This window comes from Mesorhizobium sp. M2E.F.Ca.ET.209.01.1.1 (genome assembly GCF_004010375.2).
Lineage (GTDB): Bacteria > Pseudomonadota > Alphaproteobacteria > Rhizobiales > Rhizobiaceae > Mesorhizobium.
Genome location: NZ_SADP02000004.1, coordinates 377,484 through 393,152 on the forward strand (window position 1 = coordinate 377,484; position 15,669 = coordinate 393,152).

Annotated in this window: 18 protein-coding genes; 8 read left to right on the plus strand and 10 right to left on the minus strand. The window is 63.1% G+C overall.

All coding sequences use genetic code 11. The annotated features are described in order from the left end of the window. The first annotated feature begins 17 nt into the window (after nt 1-17). Complete coding sequence (locus EN852_RS10965) at nt 18-560, plus strand: J domain-containing protein (protein ID WP_127865183.1); 543 nt, start codon at nt 18-20, stop codon at nt 558-560. Between the two features lie 463 nt (nt 561-1,023). On the opposite strand, the gene EN852_RS10970 is transcribed toward EN852_RS10965, so the two are convergent. Next, nucleotides 1,024-1,812, minus strand: coding sequence for a hypothetical protein (locus EN852_RS10970; RefSeq protein WP_127875030.1), 789 nt, complete (start codon nt 1,810-1,812; stop codon nt 1,024-1,026). Nucleotides 1,813-2,175: 363 nt separating this feature from the next. Here EN852_RS10970 and EN852_RS10975 point away from each other — a divergent pair, with 363 nt between their 5' ends. Then, a complete protein-coding gene (locus EN852_RS10975; protein ID WP_127875029.1) occupies nt 2,176-2,457 on the plus strand; it encodes a hypothetical protein in 282 nt (93 codons plus the stop codon). A 368-nt stretch (nt 2,458-2,825) separates the two neighbouring features. Here the strand turns inward: EN852_RS10975 and EN852_RS10980 are convergent, their stop codons facing one another. The 4 genes from EN852_RS10980 to EN852_RS10995 form a co-directional block, all read right to left on the minus strand. Next, nucleotides 2,826-3,110 (minus strand): hypothetical protein, encoded by a 285-nt coding sequence (locus EN852_RS10980; RefSeq protein ID WP_127865179.1) that lies wholly within the window; start codon nt 3,108-3,110, stop codon nt 2,826-2,828. A gap of 177 nt (nt 3,111-3,287) precedes the next feature. Continuing rightward, nucleotides 3,288-3,728 (minus strand): TadE/TadG family type IV pilus assembly protein, encoded by a 441-nt coding sequence (locus tag EN852_RS10985; RefSeq protein WP_246693047.1) that lies wholly within the window; start codon nt 3,726-3,728, stop codon nt 3,288-3,290. Further along, the gene (locus EN852_RS10990; RefSeq protein WP_245519593.1) at nt 3,718-4,167 is read right to left on the minus strand and encodes a TadE/TadG family type IV pilus assembly protein; all 450 of its coding nucleotides are present in this window, start codon (nt 4,165-4,167) and stop codon (nt 3,718-3,720) included. Before EN852_RS10990 ends, EN852_RS10985 begins: the two co-directional genes overlap by 11 nt. Further along, nucleotides 4,164-5,414: a pilus assembly protein TadG-related protein gene (locus EN852_RS10995; RefSeq protein WP_127875028.1), complete on the minus strand. Its 1,251-nt coding sequence runs from the start codon at nt 5,412-5,414 to the stop codon at nt 4,164-4,166. Before EN852_RS10995 ends, EN852_RS10990 begins: the two co-directional genes overlap by 4 nt. Nucleotides 5,415-5,695: 281 nt before the next feature. Between EN852_RS10995 and EN852_RS11000 the strand changes: the two genes are divergently transcribed. Continuing rightward, a complete protein-coding gene (locus EN852_RS11000) occupies nt 5,696-6,913 on the plus strand; it encodes a TadE/TadG family type IV pilus assembly protein (protein WP_127875027.1) in 1,218 nt (405 codons plus the stop codon). A gap of 79 nt (nt 6,914-6,992) precedes the next feature. Here EN852_RS11000 and EN852_RS11005 read toward each other — a convergent pair whose 3' ends face one another. From EN852_RS11005 to EN852_RS11015, 3 genes are all read right to left on the minus strand, one after another. Continuing rightward, a complete protein-coding gene (locus EN852_RS11005; protein WP_112125349.1) occupies nt 6,993-7,223 on the minus strand; it encodes a hypothetical protein in 231 nt (76 codons plus the stop codon). A 70-nt stretch (nt 7,224-7,293) separates the two neighbouring features. Continuing rightward, nucleotides 7,294-7,527: a polymerase gene (locus EN852_RS11010; protein ID WP_127875026.1), complete on the minus strand. Its 234-nt coding sequence runs from the start codon at nt 7,525-7,527 to the stop codon at nt 7,294-7,296. A 353-nt stretch (nt 7,528-7,880) separates the two neighbouring features. Continuing rightward, nucleotides 7,881-8,072 (minus strand): hypothetical protein, encoded by a 192-nt coding sequence (locus EN852_RS11015; RefSeq protein ID WP_127875025.1) that lies wholly within the window; start codon nt 8,070-8,072, stop codon nt 7,881-7,883. Between the two features lie 404 nt (nt 8,073-8,476). Between EN852_RS11015 and EN852_RS11020 the strand changes: the two genes are divergently transcribed. The 4 genes from EN852_RS11020 to EN852_RS11035 all read left to right on the plus strand — a co-directional run bounded on the left by EN852_RS11020 (nt 8,477) and on the right by EN852_RS11035 (nt 12,825). Next, nucleotides 8,477-8,857, plus strand: coding sequence for a cupin domain-containing protein (locus EN852_RS11020; RefSeq protein ID WP_127865172.1), 381 nt, complete (start codon nt 8,477-8,479; stop codon nt 8,855-8,857). 259 nt (nt 8,858-9,116) lie between these two features. Then, nucleotides 9,117-10,379, plus strand: a complete 1,263-nt coding sequence (gene dinB / locus EN852_RS11025) for a DNA polymerase IV (RefSeq protein ID WP_127875024.1) — start codon at nt 9,117-9,119, stop codon at nt 10,377-10,379. 166 nt (nt 10,380-10,545) lie between these two features. After that, the gene (locus EN852_RS11030) at nt 10,546-11,805 is read left to right on the plus strand and encodes a patatin-like phospholipase family protein (RefSeq protein ID WP_127875023.1); all 1,260 of its coding nucleotides are present in this window, start codon (nt 10,546-10,548) and stop codon (nt 11,803-11,805) included. A gap of 315 nt (nt 11,806-12,120) precedes the next feature. Beyond that, nucleotides 12,121-12,825, plus strand: coding sequence for an SDR family oxidoreductase (locus EN852_RS11035; protein ID WP_127875022.1), 705 nt, complete (start codon nt 12,121-12,123; stop codon nt 12,823-12,825). Between the two features lie 125 nt (nt 12,826-12,950). Here EN852_RS11035 and EN852_RS11040 read toward each other — a convergent pair whose 3' ends face one another. Next, complete coding sequence (locus EN852_RS11040; protein WP_127875021.1) at nt 12,951-13,190, minus strand: hypothetical protein; 240 nt, start codon at nt 13,188-13,190, stop codon at nt 12,951-12,953. Nucleotides 13,191-13,326: 136 nt separating this feature from the next. Next, entirely contained in the window at nt 13,327-13,770 is a 444-nt protein-coding gene (locus tag EN852_RS11045) for an SRPBCC family protein (protein WP_112125363.1), read from the minus strand. Between the two features lie 466 nt (nt 13,771-14,236). Here EN852_RS11045 and EN852_RS11050 point away from each other — a divergent pair, with 466 nt between their 5' ends. Then, nucleotides 14,237-15,661: a family 16 glycosylhydrolase gene (locus tag EN852_RS11050; protein ID WP_127875020.1), complete on the plus strand. Its 1,425-nt coding sequence runs from the start codon at nt 14,237-14,239 to the stop codon at nt 15,659-15,661. Nucleotides 15,662-15,669: the final 8 nt, after the last annotated feature.

Sequence of the window (15,669 nt, forward strand, 5' to 3'; positions counted from 1 at the left end):
TTTCGGAAGCACGATTAATGTTCATTGACTACTACGAAGTTCTGGAAATAAGCCCGAACGCCAATTCTGAGACAATCGAGCGGATTTTCCGTTATTTTGCTATGCGCTACCATCCCGATAATCGGGAAACGGGCAATGAATCGCGCTTCAGCGAGATTGTTGAGGCCCACAATACGCTGCGGGACCCAGTCAAGCGGGCTCAGTACGACATCCTTTACCGCGAGCATCTGGGCCTTCGCCACGAACTCACGGATGGCGCGCGCGATGGCGGCGGCATGGACAGGGATGCGGTCATCCAGGCCAATTTGCTGTCGCTTCTCTATGTGCGGCGCCGACGCGACGTCAACAATCCGGGCATCGGCGACGAGGAGCTCGAACGCCTGTCGGGCTGCCCCCGCGAGCACCTCGAATTCCACCTGTGGTACCTCAAGGCGAAGGGTTTCATCGGCAGGACCGAGAACGGGACGTTCGCCATCACGGTCGAGGGCATCGACCACGCCGGGAGCAAACAGGGCCGGGACCGCCCGGACGCCACCCGCCTGCTCGATCACGCCGATTAGAACGTTTCACCGTTTCAGGGAAAAGGCGAAACGCTGCATCTGTTTGGTCGGACGGGGCTGAAGGTTACTTCCCTCGAATTGCATTCGGCCGGGCTGCGTCGGCTGGCTCATCAAAAGCCCGCCTACTGGTGCCTGAACCAGTGGCGGGCTCGATGAAGGAGCAGCTACATCCCGGGGGGAATCGACTGTCGTCTCCTGAACTCCCCATATCTGGGCTCGGTTCCGCTGGGGTAGAGCGGAGCCTGAACCATGCGCCATGAAGGGCAAGAACAGGGAGCGCAGCAATGACATAGGCGCCGTGCGCCGCCGAAGGCAAGACGACTGAGGTCTGACGCGCCGCCGAAATGGGCCCGGCCTGGCCACGCCGAAGAGAACGGCTTCATGCTGAGGCTATGGCGCACAAAAAAGCCGCCGGGCTAGGCCCGGCGGCGTTTCGTCCACCCTCTGGTCGGTTCGGCCGGCCTTATGGCGCCGTCGCCGCGGCGGCCTGGTCGATCTTGTCAGCCAGCACGCCCTTGGCCCAGTCCGTCACTTCCTGATCGACCGGCTTGTTGGCCATGTCCTGCAGGGCGGCGTCCAACGTCGCGTCGTCCGGGGCGGGTGTATTGGTAACCTCAGTTTGGGCATCTGCGACCGCCTGGGTGTCAGCGGTGATTGCCGTATTCTGAGCGTCGATCTGCCCCTGGACGTCGGCGATCTGTGCGTCAAGATCCGCCTGCTGTTCGGGCGTGAAGTTCGTCGTGTCAGTCGCATTGAGATCGGCGAGCTGCTGGGTGAGGTCGGCGAGCGTGGCCTGGTCGGCGGCCAGCTTGGCGTTTGCCGCGTCGAGCTTGGCCTGCGCGTTCTGAGCTGCCGCTGCCGCTGTCACATAGGCCTGGATGCCGGCGAACTTCTTGCTCTTGGAATTCATATAGGCGTTGATGTTGCGCTGCAAGGAGTTCAGCCGGCCGAGCTTGGCGTGAAGGTTCTTCTCCTTCGGCGTGGCGGCGGTCGTCGTGTCGTCGGTCGTCGTGTCGTCGGTCGAGCTGTCGTCGGCGCTCTTGTTGTGGCCGTGAGCAGAAGCCGACTTGCCGTGCTCGGCGCCGCTTTTGCCATTGCCACCGGCATTGCCGCCGCCGTTTCCGTTGCCGCCATTGCCATTGCCGCCGTGGTTGCCGCCATTGCCGCCGCCATGGCCGTTGCCGGCGAGCGCCGGGGCCGCCGCCAGCGCCAGAATGGCAAGGGACGCCAGAAGTGTCTTACGCAATGTCATTGTGCTTCTCCGCAAATGAATCTTCACATGGCCCAACCGCTAGGCAGCCTCATATGAGAATTTCCTAACGCCGTCGGATAAACTTTAGGCAATTGCGGTCGCCAAATGAGAGCATTGCGGCCATTGCCTTGCATTTTTCGCAAAAAACCACACTAACTCATTGAAATAAAACAGAAATACAAAGGGCCGAGCGTGTTTGGGCCGTTTGGAACAATGAGGGCCCTTGTCTCCCCAGACCATGGTCCCTAGGGTCATTTTGGTACACGAAAGTCCCGCAGATCGAGCGCGTTCCGGCCGTTGGAACACTCCTGCCCCGCCGGGATTAAATGACTGAAGGGACGCTGCCCGAAAGGACCAATCGCCATGAAACGAATTCTTCTTGCCGCCGCCCTGCTTGCTCTGTCGGGGGGTCTCGCGACAGCGCAGTCCGGCACTTCGTCGGGTTCTTCATCCACGACCACGATGCCCAGCAGCCAGGACACGGATCAGACCAAAACAAACTCGACCAACCCGAATTCGGCGAAGGATTGCGCGCCCGGGCAACAGACGACCGGAACCGCGAAGCAGGCGGCCCCTGGACAACAGGACACCAGCGCCAAATCGAACGCTCCCGGCCAGATGAAGACGACGACGCAAGGCTGCTAGTTGTTCCTTAACACAGAAGTTTTGACCGGTTGGTTAGTGTGCGTTGGCAGATCCCATGCCTTGGCGATTGGCCGAGACGCCTATCGCGGTCGTCATCCACGGGCGGAGCAAGGAGCGAAGCGACGCGCGCAGACCCGAGGATCCATGCCGTGACTTGGAAACGCCGCGGCTGTCCAGAATTCTGCACCGTTGCACACCTCGGTCCAGGTAATGGCATGGATTCCAGGGTCTGCGCGCGTCGCTTCGCTCCTTGCTCCGCCCTGGAATGACGAGGTTCAGAGCCTTCAGCTCACCACCAGCGCTTGCACTGACTATTCCAGACGGACGTTGATAGGCCAACTTGACGCAAGTGCGGACGGAAAGCCGGTTCACGCGGCTTCCACGTCGCCGGCGGCGTTGGGCGCGTCGGGCGCGGTATCCGATTCCTCGCCCGAGCCGGCTGGAGAGAGCACCGTCAGATCCATGCGGGCGATGCGGGACGCGGCTTTTCCCTGCGCGTTCGGCTCGCCCGCATCCGTCTCGGTAACCGAGGCCTTTGCAAGGTGGCCGACGCTTTGCGCGCTCTTGCCCGGGAAGGTTTCCGACGATCCCTGAGGTTTGCTCGAATGATGCACGATGCCAGCGGAATGCTGGCTTCCAACGGGAGAAGTCATGGCTGCGCTCCTGACAGGACGACGGCAAATCCCTAGCATTCCTGGCTGGCGTCAAGCTTGCGACTTTAGGGATTGCTAAGATGACGCGCCGGCCGTCCGCAGCCGACGGGACGGCATCTATGCTGCCGGACCTCACCCACCCGGCGACGGTCCTATCTCCGGTTTGCCCGTGCCGTTCTAGCCGCCGACCAGCGGCACGGTCACGGATGTCGTGTAGTTGATCTGATAGTCGCTGAAATAGGGGAAGTTGATGACGAAGGCGTAGCTGGCGTTGACATGGGCCATGCGGAAGCCGCCGCTCGCCGGATCGGTGTTGATGGTGACGTTCACATTCTTCAGGCCGAGCGCCTTCAGCTTCTGCGTGGCGACCGCCTGGATGTCGGCCTGCGTCAGCGTGTTGTTGAGCTGCAGCGAGCGCGCCGAGGCCTCCAGCGCATAGCGCACGCTGGAGGTGGAGTTCATCGACCAGCCGAAAGCGAAGATTCCGAACAAGAGCATGATCAGGACGGGCGCGATCAGGGCGAATTCAATGCCGCTTCCGCCGGACACGTTGCCGGCAAATGCCCGGAGCCGCCGGGTCCAACCGCTGCGCGCTCCTGGAACTGCCCTATCGAACACGGACCACCTGCAAATGACCGAGCGTGGTGTTGTCTGGGTAAGGGCCGAAGGTGAAGGGCGGTGTCCAGGTGCCGGTCGCCTGGATTTGGACATAGACCGACGGCGCTTTCGGGCCGCTGCAAAGGGTTGAGGCGTCGACGACGGTCGTTCCGCATTTATAGATGCGGCTGATGACGACCTGGGCATCGGAAGGCTTGTTTTCCCAGCTCGCCAGCGCGGCGGCCTGGATCGCCGTGTCGTCGGAGGATCCGGCCATCACGAGGTTGGCGGCCGTCTTCACGCCGGCGCGCATCGACATCGAGCTGGTGACATAGGACCAGCCGTCCAGGGTACCGAGCAATGCGGCGCACAGGACCGGCAGCACCATGGCAAGCTCCACCGCGGCGATGCCCGTTTCATCGCGAATGGCCCGGACCAATGGATGGACCAGGCGTCTCACTCGACGACCGCAACCGCCTGGGCGGCCGGGATGTCCTTCATCCCGAGGCTCGAGCAGTCCTGGTTGATGGTCGAGTTGCCCGACCACTGGATGGTATCGGCTACGACCTGCGTGCAGCCGTTCACACCTGAGAAGTTGCCGAGATAATTGACCTGCTGCCTGGGAAAATAGATCGCGCCGGTCAACAGCGAGTCCGCGGTGCCGTTGAAGGTGCTCTGCGCCGCGGTGCCGGTCCTGTCGCCGTAAAACAGCACGCCGGAATAGGTGCCCGAGGTCGGCGCGCTCAGCGTCACCGTGGCGTTGCCGTTCATGCTGACGGTGTTGCTGCCGGACATGAAGATGGTGACCCCGGCGCCCACAACGACGGCGTTGGCGTTGATCTTCATATTGCCCTGAACGACATAGACCCCGGGAGAAAGCGTGACAATGCCGTTGAGGCTCATGCCGCTGCAATAGGTGCCGGGCTGCAGCGTCTGTGATGTCTTGTTGCCGTTGACGTTCTTGCACGGGTTGGTCGCCGCGGGCGCCGGCACGTTGGAGAAGGGGTCGGACGCCGGCAAGGCCTGGGTCATAGGCGACTTGCAGACCGTGGTCACCGGATTGCTCAGCGAAACGCCACCGGCGGTAATCAGGCAATCGGTCTGCAACCCAGCCGAGCCCTGCACCTTGATGGAGTCACTGGCGATCGAATCCGACATGACGGAACAGCCGTTGAGCTTCACGCTCGTGCTGCCGGAAAACAGCGCCGCTGACGAGGCCGAGGGGTTGAGCGCCAGCACGCAGGCCTTTGAAGCGTCGGTGATCAACGCAACAGCCCTCGCGTGTTCCGGCACCTTTGTCTGGGTGAAGATGGAGGTGAACATCCGGTCGAGGTTCTGGTCGAGGATGACCTCCACCGCCTTGTTGGCCGTGTTCGGTCCCGAGGTGGGCGGCGTGTTGACGACGATGGTGCCGCCGCCCAGCCCGTTCGAGGCGGCAGATGTCGTGGCGGCGGCGGTGATGGCGGCGGTGTCGGACCCCTGGATCTTTTCCAGCGCGCCCGCATAGGCGGCCGCGTCCGCGATCGCCTGCAGCTTCAGGCTCGAATAGTACCAGTAGGACGTTTCGACACCCAGCCCCGCGCCGCCGACGACGACCGGCAGGGTGAACGCGAAGATGGTCGCGACATTGCCGCCCTTGCCTTCGCAAAAGCGCCGAAGGGTCAGCCGCGAAAAAAACCTGCTGAAGAATGGACCTGAAAAGGCCATGGCCGAGCGCGCCCAAGCTATCCCAGTGGTCACGTTCATCATTGTCGTATGAACGAATGCCTAATTTTTTCGCTCGACTTGCACCGGTAGGACCGCAGCGGACCTCCGCCGCCATCTTGCGCCTCGCATACTCAGACTTAAGGCCTAACTGATTTAGGACTTAAGATGTAAGCGTCAGTAAAACCTAATATTTTAGCACTTTCTGCATTTTAACTTTTTTGGAAATCGCCCGTAGAGACGGCCCGCATATCACTCGTTGAAATACGATGAGGGCGGGCTCCATGCTTGGACGGTTCTGGGTTTCGAAGCGCGGCAACTTCGCGGTCGCGACCGCGGTTGCCATGGTGCCGCTGATGCTTGGCGTGGCAGCTTCCGTCGACCTGATCGGCACCAGCGACGACGCCGCCCAACTGCAAAATTCCCTGGACGCCGCCGGCCTTGCGATCGGCACGAAGTACCAACCGACCATGTCGGCGGGCGACGTGCAGCAACTGGGCCAGACCTTCTTCGCGGCCAATATGAGCGCGGCCGACGCGCAAGAGCTGTCGGGCAGCCTCGCCGCCTTCCAGGCCGCCGCCAGCGGCGATCCAAGCGCCTATTTCATTTCGGCGTCGTCGAGCATCAGCCGGCCGGCCTTCATCGGCGCCATGCCGGCCTGGCAGGCGACTCGCACCGCCTCGGTCAAGATCAAGCCCGGCGCGCAGGCCTGCGTGCTGGCGCTCAACCAGCATGCCGACAACGCGGTCAACCTGCAGGGCTCGACCAATGTGGCGATGACCGGCTGCGTGATCGCGGCCAATTCGGACGCCGCGGACTCCGTCAACCGCGGCGGCTCGGCGATCGTCAGCGCCGCTTGCGTCTCGACGGTCGGCGCCACGCAAGGATTGACGCCGCCCAGCGCCACGCTTTCGTGCGGCACGCCGCATGAGAAGCAGTATGCCTCGTTCGATCCGCTGGCCGACGTCGTTCCGCCCGCCTACACGCTCTGCCTGCCGGTGCCCAACGGCAAGACGATAACGCTCTCGCCGGGCACCTATTGCGACAAGAGCCTGTCGGGAAAGATCACCCTCAATCCGGGCACCTACATCATGCGCAACGTCGTCATAAAGCCGGGCGGCAACGGCAGCCTGAGCGGCCAGGGCGTGACGATCTTCCTGATGGAGAACTCGCAGCTCTACATCAATGCCAACGAGCAGGTGAACCTCTCGCCGCCCACCAGCGGCCCCTATCAAGGCATCACCATCTACCAGGCGCATGGCAACACGCAGGCGCTGACGCTGAACGGCGGATCCGGCTCGCTGGTGAGCGGCTTCATCTACGCGCCGGACGCGGCCATCACCTATACCGGAAATTCGGACATGAGCGCCCAGGGCAGCTGCCTGCGGCTGGTGGGCGACACCGTGGCGATGACGGGAAACTCCGCGGTGAAGTCCGACTGCACGGCCGAACTGGGGAACCGGGAGATGTATGCAGGCCGGATGATCACCCTGGTGAAGTGAGACGCAAAGCGGCGGCGGCTCGCAAGGGCCGCGATGACCGATCTCCCTGCCGGGAACCGTCGCCCCGGCCGCCGCCGAATTACGCGATAATGTCGGCGCCCGGCCGCTCGTCGAAAAGAACCGAGCAGCCGCGCTCGAGCGCGACCTGCGTCAAGGCATTGGCCGCATCCTCGTCCGACGAGACGAAATCGCCGGTCAGGACGCGCAGTTCCTCGACGGCCCTCGACATCGGCACCACGCGCCCGGCCGAACGGTCGCTCGCGCATGCGTCGATGACGCACAGAAGATCGATGAGTTCGAAATTGTCCATGGCGGCCTCCGCTGGGCCATCCCTTCGCTCAGTCAACGGCGTGAGGCGCGGACCGGTTCCCGCGCCGGCTTCATCCTTGCGGCCTTGCCGGCGCGAGCTTGAGGTCGAAGCGGGCCGGCAGGCATGGCTCGACACAGGCCCTGCGCACCGATCCGGTTGCCATGGTATCGATTGGAAGAAGGACTATCATCTGGGCATGGCGTTGCGGCCAGAGCGGCCTGCCGAAGAGGAGGAAGACGCCGCCGATCATCAGCGCCAGGAGCAGCGCGGCAAACAGGTTCGCGATCATGTTGCCGGGTTGCACGGCAGCAACTCCAAGTCGATTTCCAGAGGGAATGGAGTGCCCATCACATCGCAGGAATGATGGGCACTCCGTGGTCGACCGCCGATGAAGGGACTTTGTCCGGCGGCTTGCTAGTCAAATGAATTGATGGCGCTCTTGTTGCTCGAAAATCTGCGCCTCGGGCCTCTGCGCTCGACGCATGAGACTTCAGTCCGAACAAGGCCTCGGACCGTCGCCCGAAGGCCCGAACAGTCGTTTTCGGCTGCCGTTGCCCGGCCCTCGAAATCGGCGAAAGGAGAAAAGACATCGCCGACTGACGGCTTCACCTTTTGACAGGCCGCACCAACTGTTGCTCCTTCAATTCAACGTAGAATTCAGGCCTCGAGGTCCATCGGCTGATGACCGGGCTGCTGGTGCCAAAGCACCTGGCGATAATCCGTCAGTTCGACGACCTGCGTGCAGACCGGACAGATGTAGCTGTCGCAGCATTGGCGAAGCGCCGGGGAGCCGCGGTGAGCGGCAATGACCGGCGGACGCGAATAGGCTTTGACGGCTTGATCAAGCATGGTTTCCTCCTGGTGGTTGTCGATTATCCCCGCCCAAGGTTCCTCCCTGGCCGACATGTCGCGCCGCCGTGGCACTCGGCCAGCGGTGAAGCAGGTTCGGCATGAGGCTGATGGGGGAACGCACGAGGCCGCGACGATAGCGCCTTGATTGTTGCCGAGGGTCGCATCGAATTCTCTCCCTGTCGGGCGAAAACGGATGGGTCCCTCAACCACCGCCGTGCCAGCGCCAGAACAGGAAAGCACCGGCGACCAGGTTCCGCATTAACTTCCGATAAGGCGCCAAAAAAATCTTCGAGCGCCGGGAGCGCTCAAGTATTAGCGACTTCTCATAATAAGGCGTATGATTCCGGTTGCGGTCGCCGACGATCGCAACGTCGGGCGCCGCTTCACATGGGAGGGAAACCATGGCCGAAGTTGCAATGCAGGTGACGAAACTCGAATCCAAATCGCACAACAATCCCGACGAGGTCCGCGCGCCCGCCAAGACGCGTGTCGAGATCGTGCGGCTGCCGGGCTACACGCTGGGGCGGATGAACATGCAGCCGGGCTGGAAGTGGTCCGAATGCGTCAAGCCGGTGGTCAAGACCGAGAGCTGCCAGGTCTCGCATGTCGGCTATGTCGTATCCGGAGCGATCACCGTGCGGATGACCGACGGCACGCAAAAGACCTTCGAGGCCGGCACTTCCTACACCATCCCGCCCGGCCATGACGCCTGGGTGGAAGGCAACCAGCCGTTCCAGTGCATCGAGGTGTTGAGCGCCGAACAATACGCCAAGCCGGCGTAGCGCAGACCTCGCCCTCATTTCGGCAGTGGAGAACGGGGCGCCGTGGGCGGCGTTCCTGTCGAGTTCGCACGATCTGATTCAGGGGTGATCTCAGGCTGCGGTCCATTCGCGGCTGTAGCTTCAGGTTGTGGAAACTTGCACGCTCAAGCGTGGCGGCTTGACACGGAGCTTCTTTTGTTCTCTTTATGTTCTATAAATTCCCCTTACAAAAGACGCAGCTAATGCTGCAATGCCACACAAATGGCCATGGGAGCGCGCGATGGCCGCCACGAATGAAGCTGCGGCCGCCACCATTTTGCATGCCGATCTCGACGCCTTCTACGCCTCCGTCGAGCAGCTGCTCGATCCGTCATTGCGCGGCAAGCCGATCGCCGTCGGCGGCGGCGTGGTGCTGGCGGCTTCCTATGAAGCCAAGGTGTTTGGCGTGCGCGGCGGCATGCCCGGTCGCAAGGCGCGCGAGCTCTGCCCGCAGCTCATCTTCGTCGGCGGTCATTTTTCCGAGTACCAGCGCCTCGGCGACGCCGCGATCAAGGTGCTCGACGATTTCACGCCGGTGGTCGAGCGCATCTCGATCGACGAGGCTTTTGCCGACGTCGCCGGCTGCACGCATCTGTTCGGTCCGCCGCAGGAGATCGCGCGAAGAATCCGCGAGCGGGTAAAGGCCGAGCTCGGCCTGCCGATCTCGATCGGCGTGGCGCGGACAAAGCATCTCGCCAAGATCGCCTCGCAGGTGGCCAAGCCGGACGGGCTGGTGGTGGTCGAGCCCGGCACCGAGCTTGCGTTCCTACACGACCTGCCCGTCACGCTGATGTGGGGCGTCGGCCCGGCGACCAAGGCTAGGCTCGCCGAGATCGGCGTCGAGACCATCGGGCAATTGGCGCGCACCCATAGCGGCGCGCTGGAGCGGCTGATCGGCCACGCCGCCGGCCAGAAGCTTGCCGCGCTCGCCTGGAACCGCGACCCGCGCAAACTCGAGACGCATCGGCGCGCGATTTCCGCCGGCGCGCAATCGGCGCTGGGCAGGAAGCCGGCGGTGCCGCGCGTCTTCGTGCCGACGCTCTTGCATCTGGCCGACCGCGTGGCGAGCCGCCTGCGCGCCAAGGACCGGCCCGGCCGCACGGTGACGGTGCGGGTGCGCTTCGCCGATCTGCGCGCCGTCACCCGCTCGGTGACGCTGGAGCAGCCGATCCAGGCGACAGTGATGCTGGCCGAGATCGCCGAGGAGCTGGTGCGCGGCGTGCTGGCCGCCCATCCCGGCGAGCGGGACATATCGCTGCTCGCCATCTCCGTTTCGCATCTGGAGGAGCATGCCGAGTTGCAGCTCGAACTGCCACTCGGCCTGACGGATGAGAAGCGGAAGCCCGGCAGCCGCAAGGGCCTCGCCCGCTTCGGCGCCGACCGCGCCATCGACAAGATCCGCGAGCGTTTCGGCCGGCAAGCTGTCGGCTACGGCACGGTGGCCTTGGAAGGCCCGCGCTCGGTGCCGGACGGATTCCGGGAGCTGGCGGAGAAGGAGCTGTAGAGGGCGGAGTGCTTAATTTCCCCTTTCGGGCGAGATCAGCAGCTTCGTCGCTTTCGCCGATCACCAGCACACCCCCGAAGGTCCGCGATTCCGCCGCTTGCCAGAATGGCCGCGCTGGGCTGGATTAGGCGCCGGAACAGCCATGCCCGAACGATCGGAGTCATTCATGGCCAGTGAGACGGCAGCGCCCGATACCGGGGCGGCGCCAGGCGGCGCGGCCAGCACCGACGGCAAGGCCGAGCGCTACGACCTCGGCCTCTGTCTGTCGGGCGGCGGCTACCGGGCCATGCTGTTCCACGCCGGCGCGCTCTGCCGTCTCAACGAGGCGGGATTGCTCCAGAAGCTCGACATGGTGAGCTCGGTTTCGGGCGGCTCGATCGCGGCCGGGCTGCTCGCGGTGCTCTGGCCACGCTTCGTCTTCGCGGGCGGGGTCGCCACCAACTTCGATATCTATCTGCACAGGATCCTGGAGTTCTCGCAGGTCTTTCTCGACGCGCCGTCGATCCTCAAGGGCTTGCTCAACCCGTTTTCGAGCGCCGCGCAAGAAGTCGCCGCCTGCTACGAGCGGAATTTGTTCGACGGCTCCAGGCCGATGTTGAAGAACCTGCCGGAAAAGCCCTGGTTCGTGTTCTGCTCCAGCAATCTTGGCACCGGCTCGCTGTTTCGCCTGTCGCGGCGCTACATCGCCGATTACCGCATCGGCGTCGCCTACCAGGCCGACCTGCCGGTCGCGACCGCGGTGGCCGCCTCGTCGGCCTTCCCGCCTTTCCTGTCGCCGCTCCGGCTCGACCTCACGCCCTTCGCGTGGAAGAACGACAAGCTCGACCCGGGTGTCGGCCCGCCGGTGCCGGCTTCCCGCGCTGTACTTACCGATGGCGGCGTCTACGACAATCACGGCATCGAGCCGGCGCTGAAGCGCTGCCGCTGGCTGCTGGTGAGCGATGCCGGCGCGCCCTGGCAGGCTTTCAAGGCGGGCTACTGGAACTGGTTCTCGCAGCTCAAACGCGTGCTGGACACCACCGACAACCAGGTGCGCTCACTGCGGCGACGGGATCTGGTGGCGCGCTTCCAGGCGGCCAAGGACGCCGACGATCGCGGCCTGCCCAAAGACGCGACCCGGCCCGACTATGCGGCGACGCGCGGCGTCTTCTGGTCGATCGCCAGCAAGCCGGACGCGACCGAGCCGAATTTCGTGCAGACCGCCGCGACCGCGCCGGCCGATATCGGCACATCGCTGCATTTCCTGGGCAGCGAAGAGACCGTCGATCTGGTGAACTGGGGTTATTGCGCCGCCGACCAGGCGCTGCGGAGCTGGTACCAGCCGGCGGTAGCGCCGGGAAAAGGCGTGCCGCTCAAGGCGGGCGACGTGAAGCCGGGGCGCTGCGCGAGGGTTTCGAGGGCGGTGATGGGTGTTTTTAAGGTTTGAGCGAGGCGCCGAAGATGCTGATCTCCCCCCTTGTGGGGGAGATGTCCGGCAGGACAGAGGGGGGCGCGAAGGAACGCGGCGCTGACACTCCTTGGATGCGAACCTCTTTGGTAGTTGAGGCAAGGATAGCCGCTGATACGTCGGCGGGACAGCACCCCTCTCTGGTCTGCCGACCATCTCCCCCGCAAGGGGGGAGATTGGCAGCTCCGCGGCTTTCGCCAATCACCAACCTGGCGCAATCCAATCTAGTTCATTCCCCTGCCCTGCGCATGCTAACAGGTTCGCTTTCAACGATCTCAACACATGGACAGCGACATGGCAGGCGAAAAAGTAGCTCTGGTGACGGCGGGCGGCAGCGGCATGGGGGCGGCGGCGGCGAAGCGCCTGGCGGCGGACGGCTTCAAGGTCGGCGTGCTCTCCTCCTCCGGCAAGGGCGAGGCGCTGGGCAAGGAGCTCGGCGGCTTCGGCGTCACCGGCTCCAACCAGTCGAACGACGACCTGAAGCGCCTTGCCGACGGCGCGCTGGAGCGCTGGGGGCGCATCGACGTTTTGGTCAACAGCGCCGGCCATGGACCGCGCGCGCAGATCATCGAGATCAGCGACGAGGACTGGCATAAGGGCATCGACACCTATTTCCTCAACGCCGTGCGCCCTACCCGGCTGGTGACGCCGGTGATGCAGAAACAGAAATCCGGCGTCATCATCAACATCTCGACCGCCTGGGCGTTCGAGCCGAGCCCGATGTTCCCGACCTCGGCCGTGGCGCGCGCCGGGCTTGCCGCCTACACCAAGATCTTCGCCGACACCTATGCGGCCGACAACATCCGCATGAACAATGTGCTGCCCGGCTGGATCGACAGCCTGCCGGCGACCGAGGAGCGCCGTGGCAGCGTGCCGATGAAGCGCTACGGCACGTCGGAAGAGATCGCCGCGACGATCTCGTTCCTCGCCTCGGATGGGGCGGCCTACATCACCGGACAGAACATCCGCGTGGATGGCGGCATTACAAGGGCCCTGTGAGGGCGGCTAAAGCAATTCCAGGAAAAGTGTGGGCGGTTTTCCGTCCGGAATTGCGTAAAAACAAAGAGATAGAGCGGTTCGCCGTTTCCGTGAAACGGTGAAACGCTCTAGGACGCCGCCTCAGCTCATCCCGGCCTGCGGGAATTGAGCACCCACAGAACGCATAGGAAGGCTATCGAGCCCACCAGGACGATCGAATTGCCGACCACGATGTTCCAGAATCGTGTCGGATCGTCCGACAGTGCGACCCAATGCAACTTGCCTCGGACTTCGCCCGTCTTGATGCCGCAGGCGATGTTATAGATCGCCAGCGCCGCGAGCGCCGCCATCAGGACAAACAGGTCGTTGTTCTTGTTGCGATCCATGGCAGCGGCTTTTATCAGCGCTTGGTGAAATTTTGCTTACCTTGGGGAACGCGACGGCCGGAAAACCAGCCGCCACATTTGTCGGTTTGACGCACGCGCAGACGGAAAGATTGCTGCCGCGCCGGTTTACCCGCGATCACTGATTGATCTCCGGCTCGACGAGCTTGGCCAGGTTGCGCAGCGATTCCTGCCAGCCGAGATAGCAGGCCTCGGCGGGGATGGCGTCCGGGATGCCGGCCTGGGTGATGTTGATCTCGGTGCCGACCAACACTTTCTTCAAGGTCACCGTCACCTCGATCTGGCCCGGCAAATTTGGATCGTCGAAGCGGTCGGTGTAGCGCAGGCGCTCGCCAGGAACGAGCTCGACGAACTCGCCGCCGAAGGAGTGGCTGCCGCCGGTGGTGAAGTTGCGGAAGGACATCTTGTAGCTGCCGCCGACCTTGCCCTCGAACTCATGCACCGTGCAGGTGAAGCCGTTCGGCGGCAGCCACTTGGCCAGCGCATCGGCCTCGACGAACGCGCGGTAGACCTTCTCCGGCTTGGTCGCCAGGACGCGGTGCAGGTGGATGGTGCTCGGCATGTCTCGATATCCTCTCTCTGGTTCCGTTGATCGATGCCCCAAGGACGGGTGCCTCCCAGCCGATCCGACAGAGGCTGCCAAATTTTTTCCCCGGCGGCTACCGCGCCCGCTTTGTAACAGGGACAGAGCGTAGGTGCTGCGATCGGCATTCCAGCTCGAATGCCACCGTCGCGCTTGGCGACTCAGCCCTCGTTCATCGCACGCGGCTGCGCTGGTCAATTCTGGCCTCTAGCAGCATCTTGCCAAATATTTCAGCATGAGCCGCGCAATTTTGAGTAAAATTGAGTAGTTCAAGGTGTAATTATCGCGCTTAAATTGTATTAGAAACCGCTTGTTATGTCTATTTCCGATCATGAATCGATGAATGGTAATTTTTTATCTGTACTGTGACGCGATTCCTTGGAACCATAGGCCGGATTTGTAGGTTGGCCTGAAAACCAGCCACCACCGAGGAAGGGAGTGTCCGATGAGCTTCGTCGTCAACGCGATAGGCGTTCCTCTTTATTACAGCGGCGCTTCCAATCATTGGTTTTCGGCGTCCTCGCCCGGGACGTTCAACGGCAGCAGCGGCAACGACTCCATCTGGGCCTCCAGCGGCGTCAACGTCACCATGTATGGCGGCCAAGGCGACGACATCTATTACCTCTATTCGGCGGGCAACAAGGTGGCCGAGTACGCCGGCCAGGGCGTCGACACCATCAACACATGGATGAGCTACACGCTGCCGAACAATGTCGAGAACCTCGTCGTCACCAACGCCCACAACTATGCCTTCGGCAATGCGCTGGACAATATCATCACCGCCACGGGCGGTGGCCAGACGATCGACGGCGGCGCGGGCAACGATGTGCTGATCGACGGCGGCGGCGGCGCCGACATTTTCATCATCGCCAAGGGCAATGGCAGTGACTCGATCCTCAATTTCGCCTCGAACGATGCCGTGCGGCTCGATGGCTACGGATTCACTTCGTTCGCCGCCGTCCACGACGCGATGATGCAGGCGGGACCGAATGTGGTGCTGAACCTCGGATCGGGCGAAATCCTCGAATTCAAGAACACGACCATCGACAAACTGCAGCCCAACAATTTCCAGCTGCCGATCGACAAGTCCGGCATGACGCTGTCCTTCAGCGACGAGTTCAACACGCTGAACCTGCACAGCAGCCAGGGCGGCACCTGGGACACCAATTTCTGGTGGGGCGCGGCGAACGGCAGCACGCTGGTCCGGAACAACGAGCTGCAATGGTATATCGATGCCAACTACGCGCCGACCAGCTCGGTGCATCCGTTCAGCGTCGACAATGGCGTGCTCACCATCACCGCGGCGCAGGCATCGGCCGACATCAAGCCGCTGATCAACAATTACGAATACACCTCCGGCTTGCTCACCACGCATGACTCGTTCTCGCAGACCTATGGCTATTTCGAAATGCGCGCCGACCTGCCGGAAAACGCCGGCGCCTGGCCGGCCTTCTGGCTGCTGCCGGAAGACGGTTCATGGCCGCCGGAACTCGACGTGATGGAGATGTACGGACAGAAGCCGAATTCGCTGCTGATGACCGCGCATACCATGCAGACGGGCCAGCACACGACGGTCGGCTCGACGGTGAACGTCATGGACACTGCCGGCTACCATACCTATGGCCTGTTGTGGACGCCGGACAAGCTGGTCTGGACCTATGACGGCGTGCAGGTCGCGTGGGCGGCGACGCCATCCGACATGAACAAGCCGATGTACATGCTGGTCGATCTCGCGGTTGGCGGCCAGGCGGGCGCGCCGCCAGACCATCTCGCGACGCCGGCCCAGATGAAGATCGACTACATTCACGCCTACACGCTGGACGAGCTGCAGCAGAGCCATTTGAGCGTCACTGGCGAGCATACAGCCTAGGCGGCGGG

Excerpts from the sequence above, each read along its gene's own strand:
- EN852_RS10965 (WP_127865183.1), top strand. The coding sequence starts at position 18 with ATGTTCATTGACTACTACGAAGTTCTGGAAATAAGCCCGAACGCCAAT.
- EN852_RS10970 (WP_127875030.1), bottom strand. The coding sequence starts at position 1,812 with ATGACATTGCGTAAGACACTTCTGGCGTCCCTTGCCATTCTGGCGCTG.
- EN852_RS10975 (WP_127875029.1), top strand. The coding sequence starts at position 2,176 with ATGAAACGAATTCTTCTTGCCGCCGCCCTGCTTGCTCTGTCGGGGGGT.
- EN852_RS10980 (WP_127865179.1), bottom strand. The coding sequence starts at position 3,110 with ATGACTTCTCCCGTTGGAAGCCAGCATTCCGCTGGCATCGTGCATCAT.
- EN852_RS10995 (WP_127875028.1), bottom strand. The coding sequence starts at position 5,414 with ATGGCCTTTTCAGGTCCATTCTTCAGCAGGTTTTTTTCGCGGCTGACC.
- EN852_RS11000 (WP_127875027.1), top strand. The coding sequence starts at position 5,696 with ATGCTTGGACGGTTCTGGGTTTCGAAGCGCGGCAACTTCGCGGTCGCG.
- EN852_RS11005 (WP_112125349.1), bottom strand. The coding sequence starts at position 7,223 with ATGGACAATTTCGAACTCATCGATCTTCTGTGCGTCATCGACGCATGC.
- EN852_RS11015 (WP_127875025.1), bottom strand. The coding sequence starts at position 8,072 with ATGCTTGATCAAGCCGTCAAAGCCTATTCGCGTCCGCCGGTCATTGCC.
- EN852_RS11020 (WP_127865172.1), top strand. The coding sequence starts at position 8,477 with ATGGCCGAAGTTGCAATGCAGGTGACGAAACTCGAATCCAAATCGCAC.
- dinB (WP_127875024.1), top strand. The coding sequence starts at position 9,117 with ATGGCCGCCACGAATGAAGCTGCGGCCGCCACCATTTTGCATGCCGAT.
- EN852_RS11030 (WP_127875023.1), top strand. The coding sequence starts at position 10,546 with ATGGCCAGTGAGACGGCAGCGCCCGATACCGGGGCGGCGCCAGGCGGC.
- EN852_RS11035 (WP_127875022.1), top strand. The coding sequence starts at position 12,121 with ATGGCAGGCGAAAAAGTAGCTCTGGTGACGGCGGGCGGCAGCGGCATG.
- EN852_RS11040 (WP_127875021.1), bottom strand. The coding sequence starts at position 13,190 with ATGGATCGCAACAAGAACAACGACCTGTTTGTCCTGATGGCGGCGCTC.
- EN852_RS11045 (WP_112125363.1), bottom strand. The coding sequence starts at position 13,770 with ATGCCGAGCACCATCCACCTGCACCGCGTCCTGGCGACCAAGCCGGAG.
- EN852_RS11050 (WP_127875020.1), top strand. The coding sequence starts at position 14,237 with ATGAGCTTCGTCGTCAACGCGATAGGCGTTCCTCTTTATTACAGCGGC.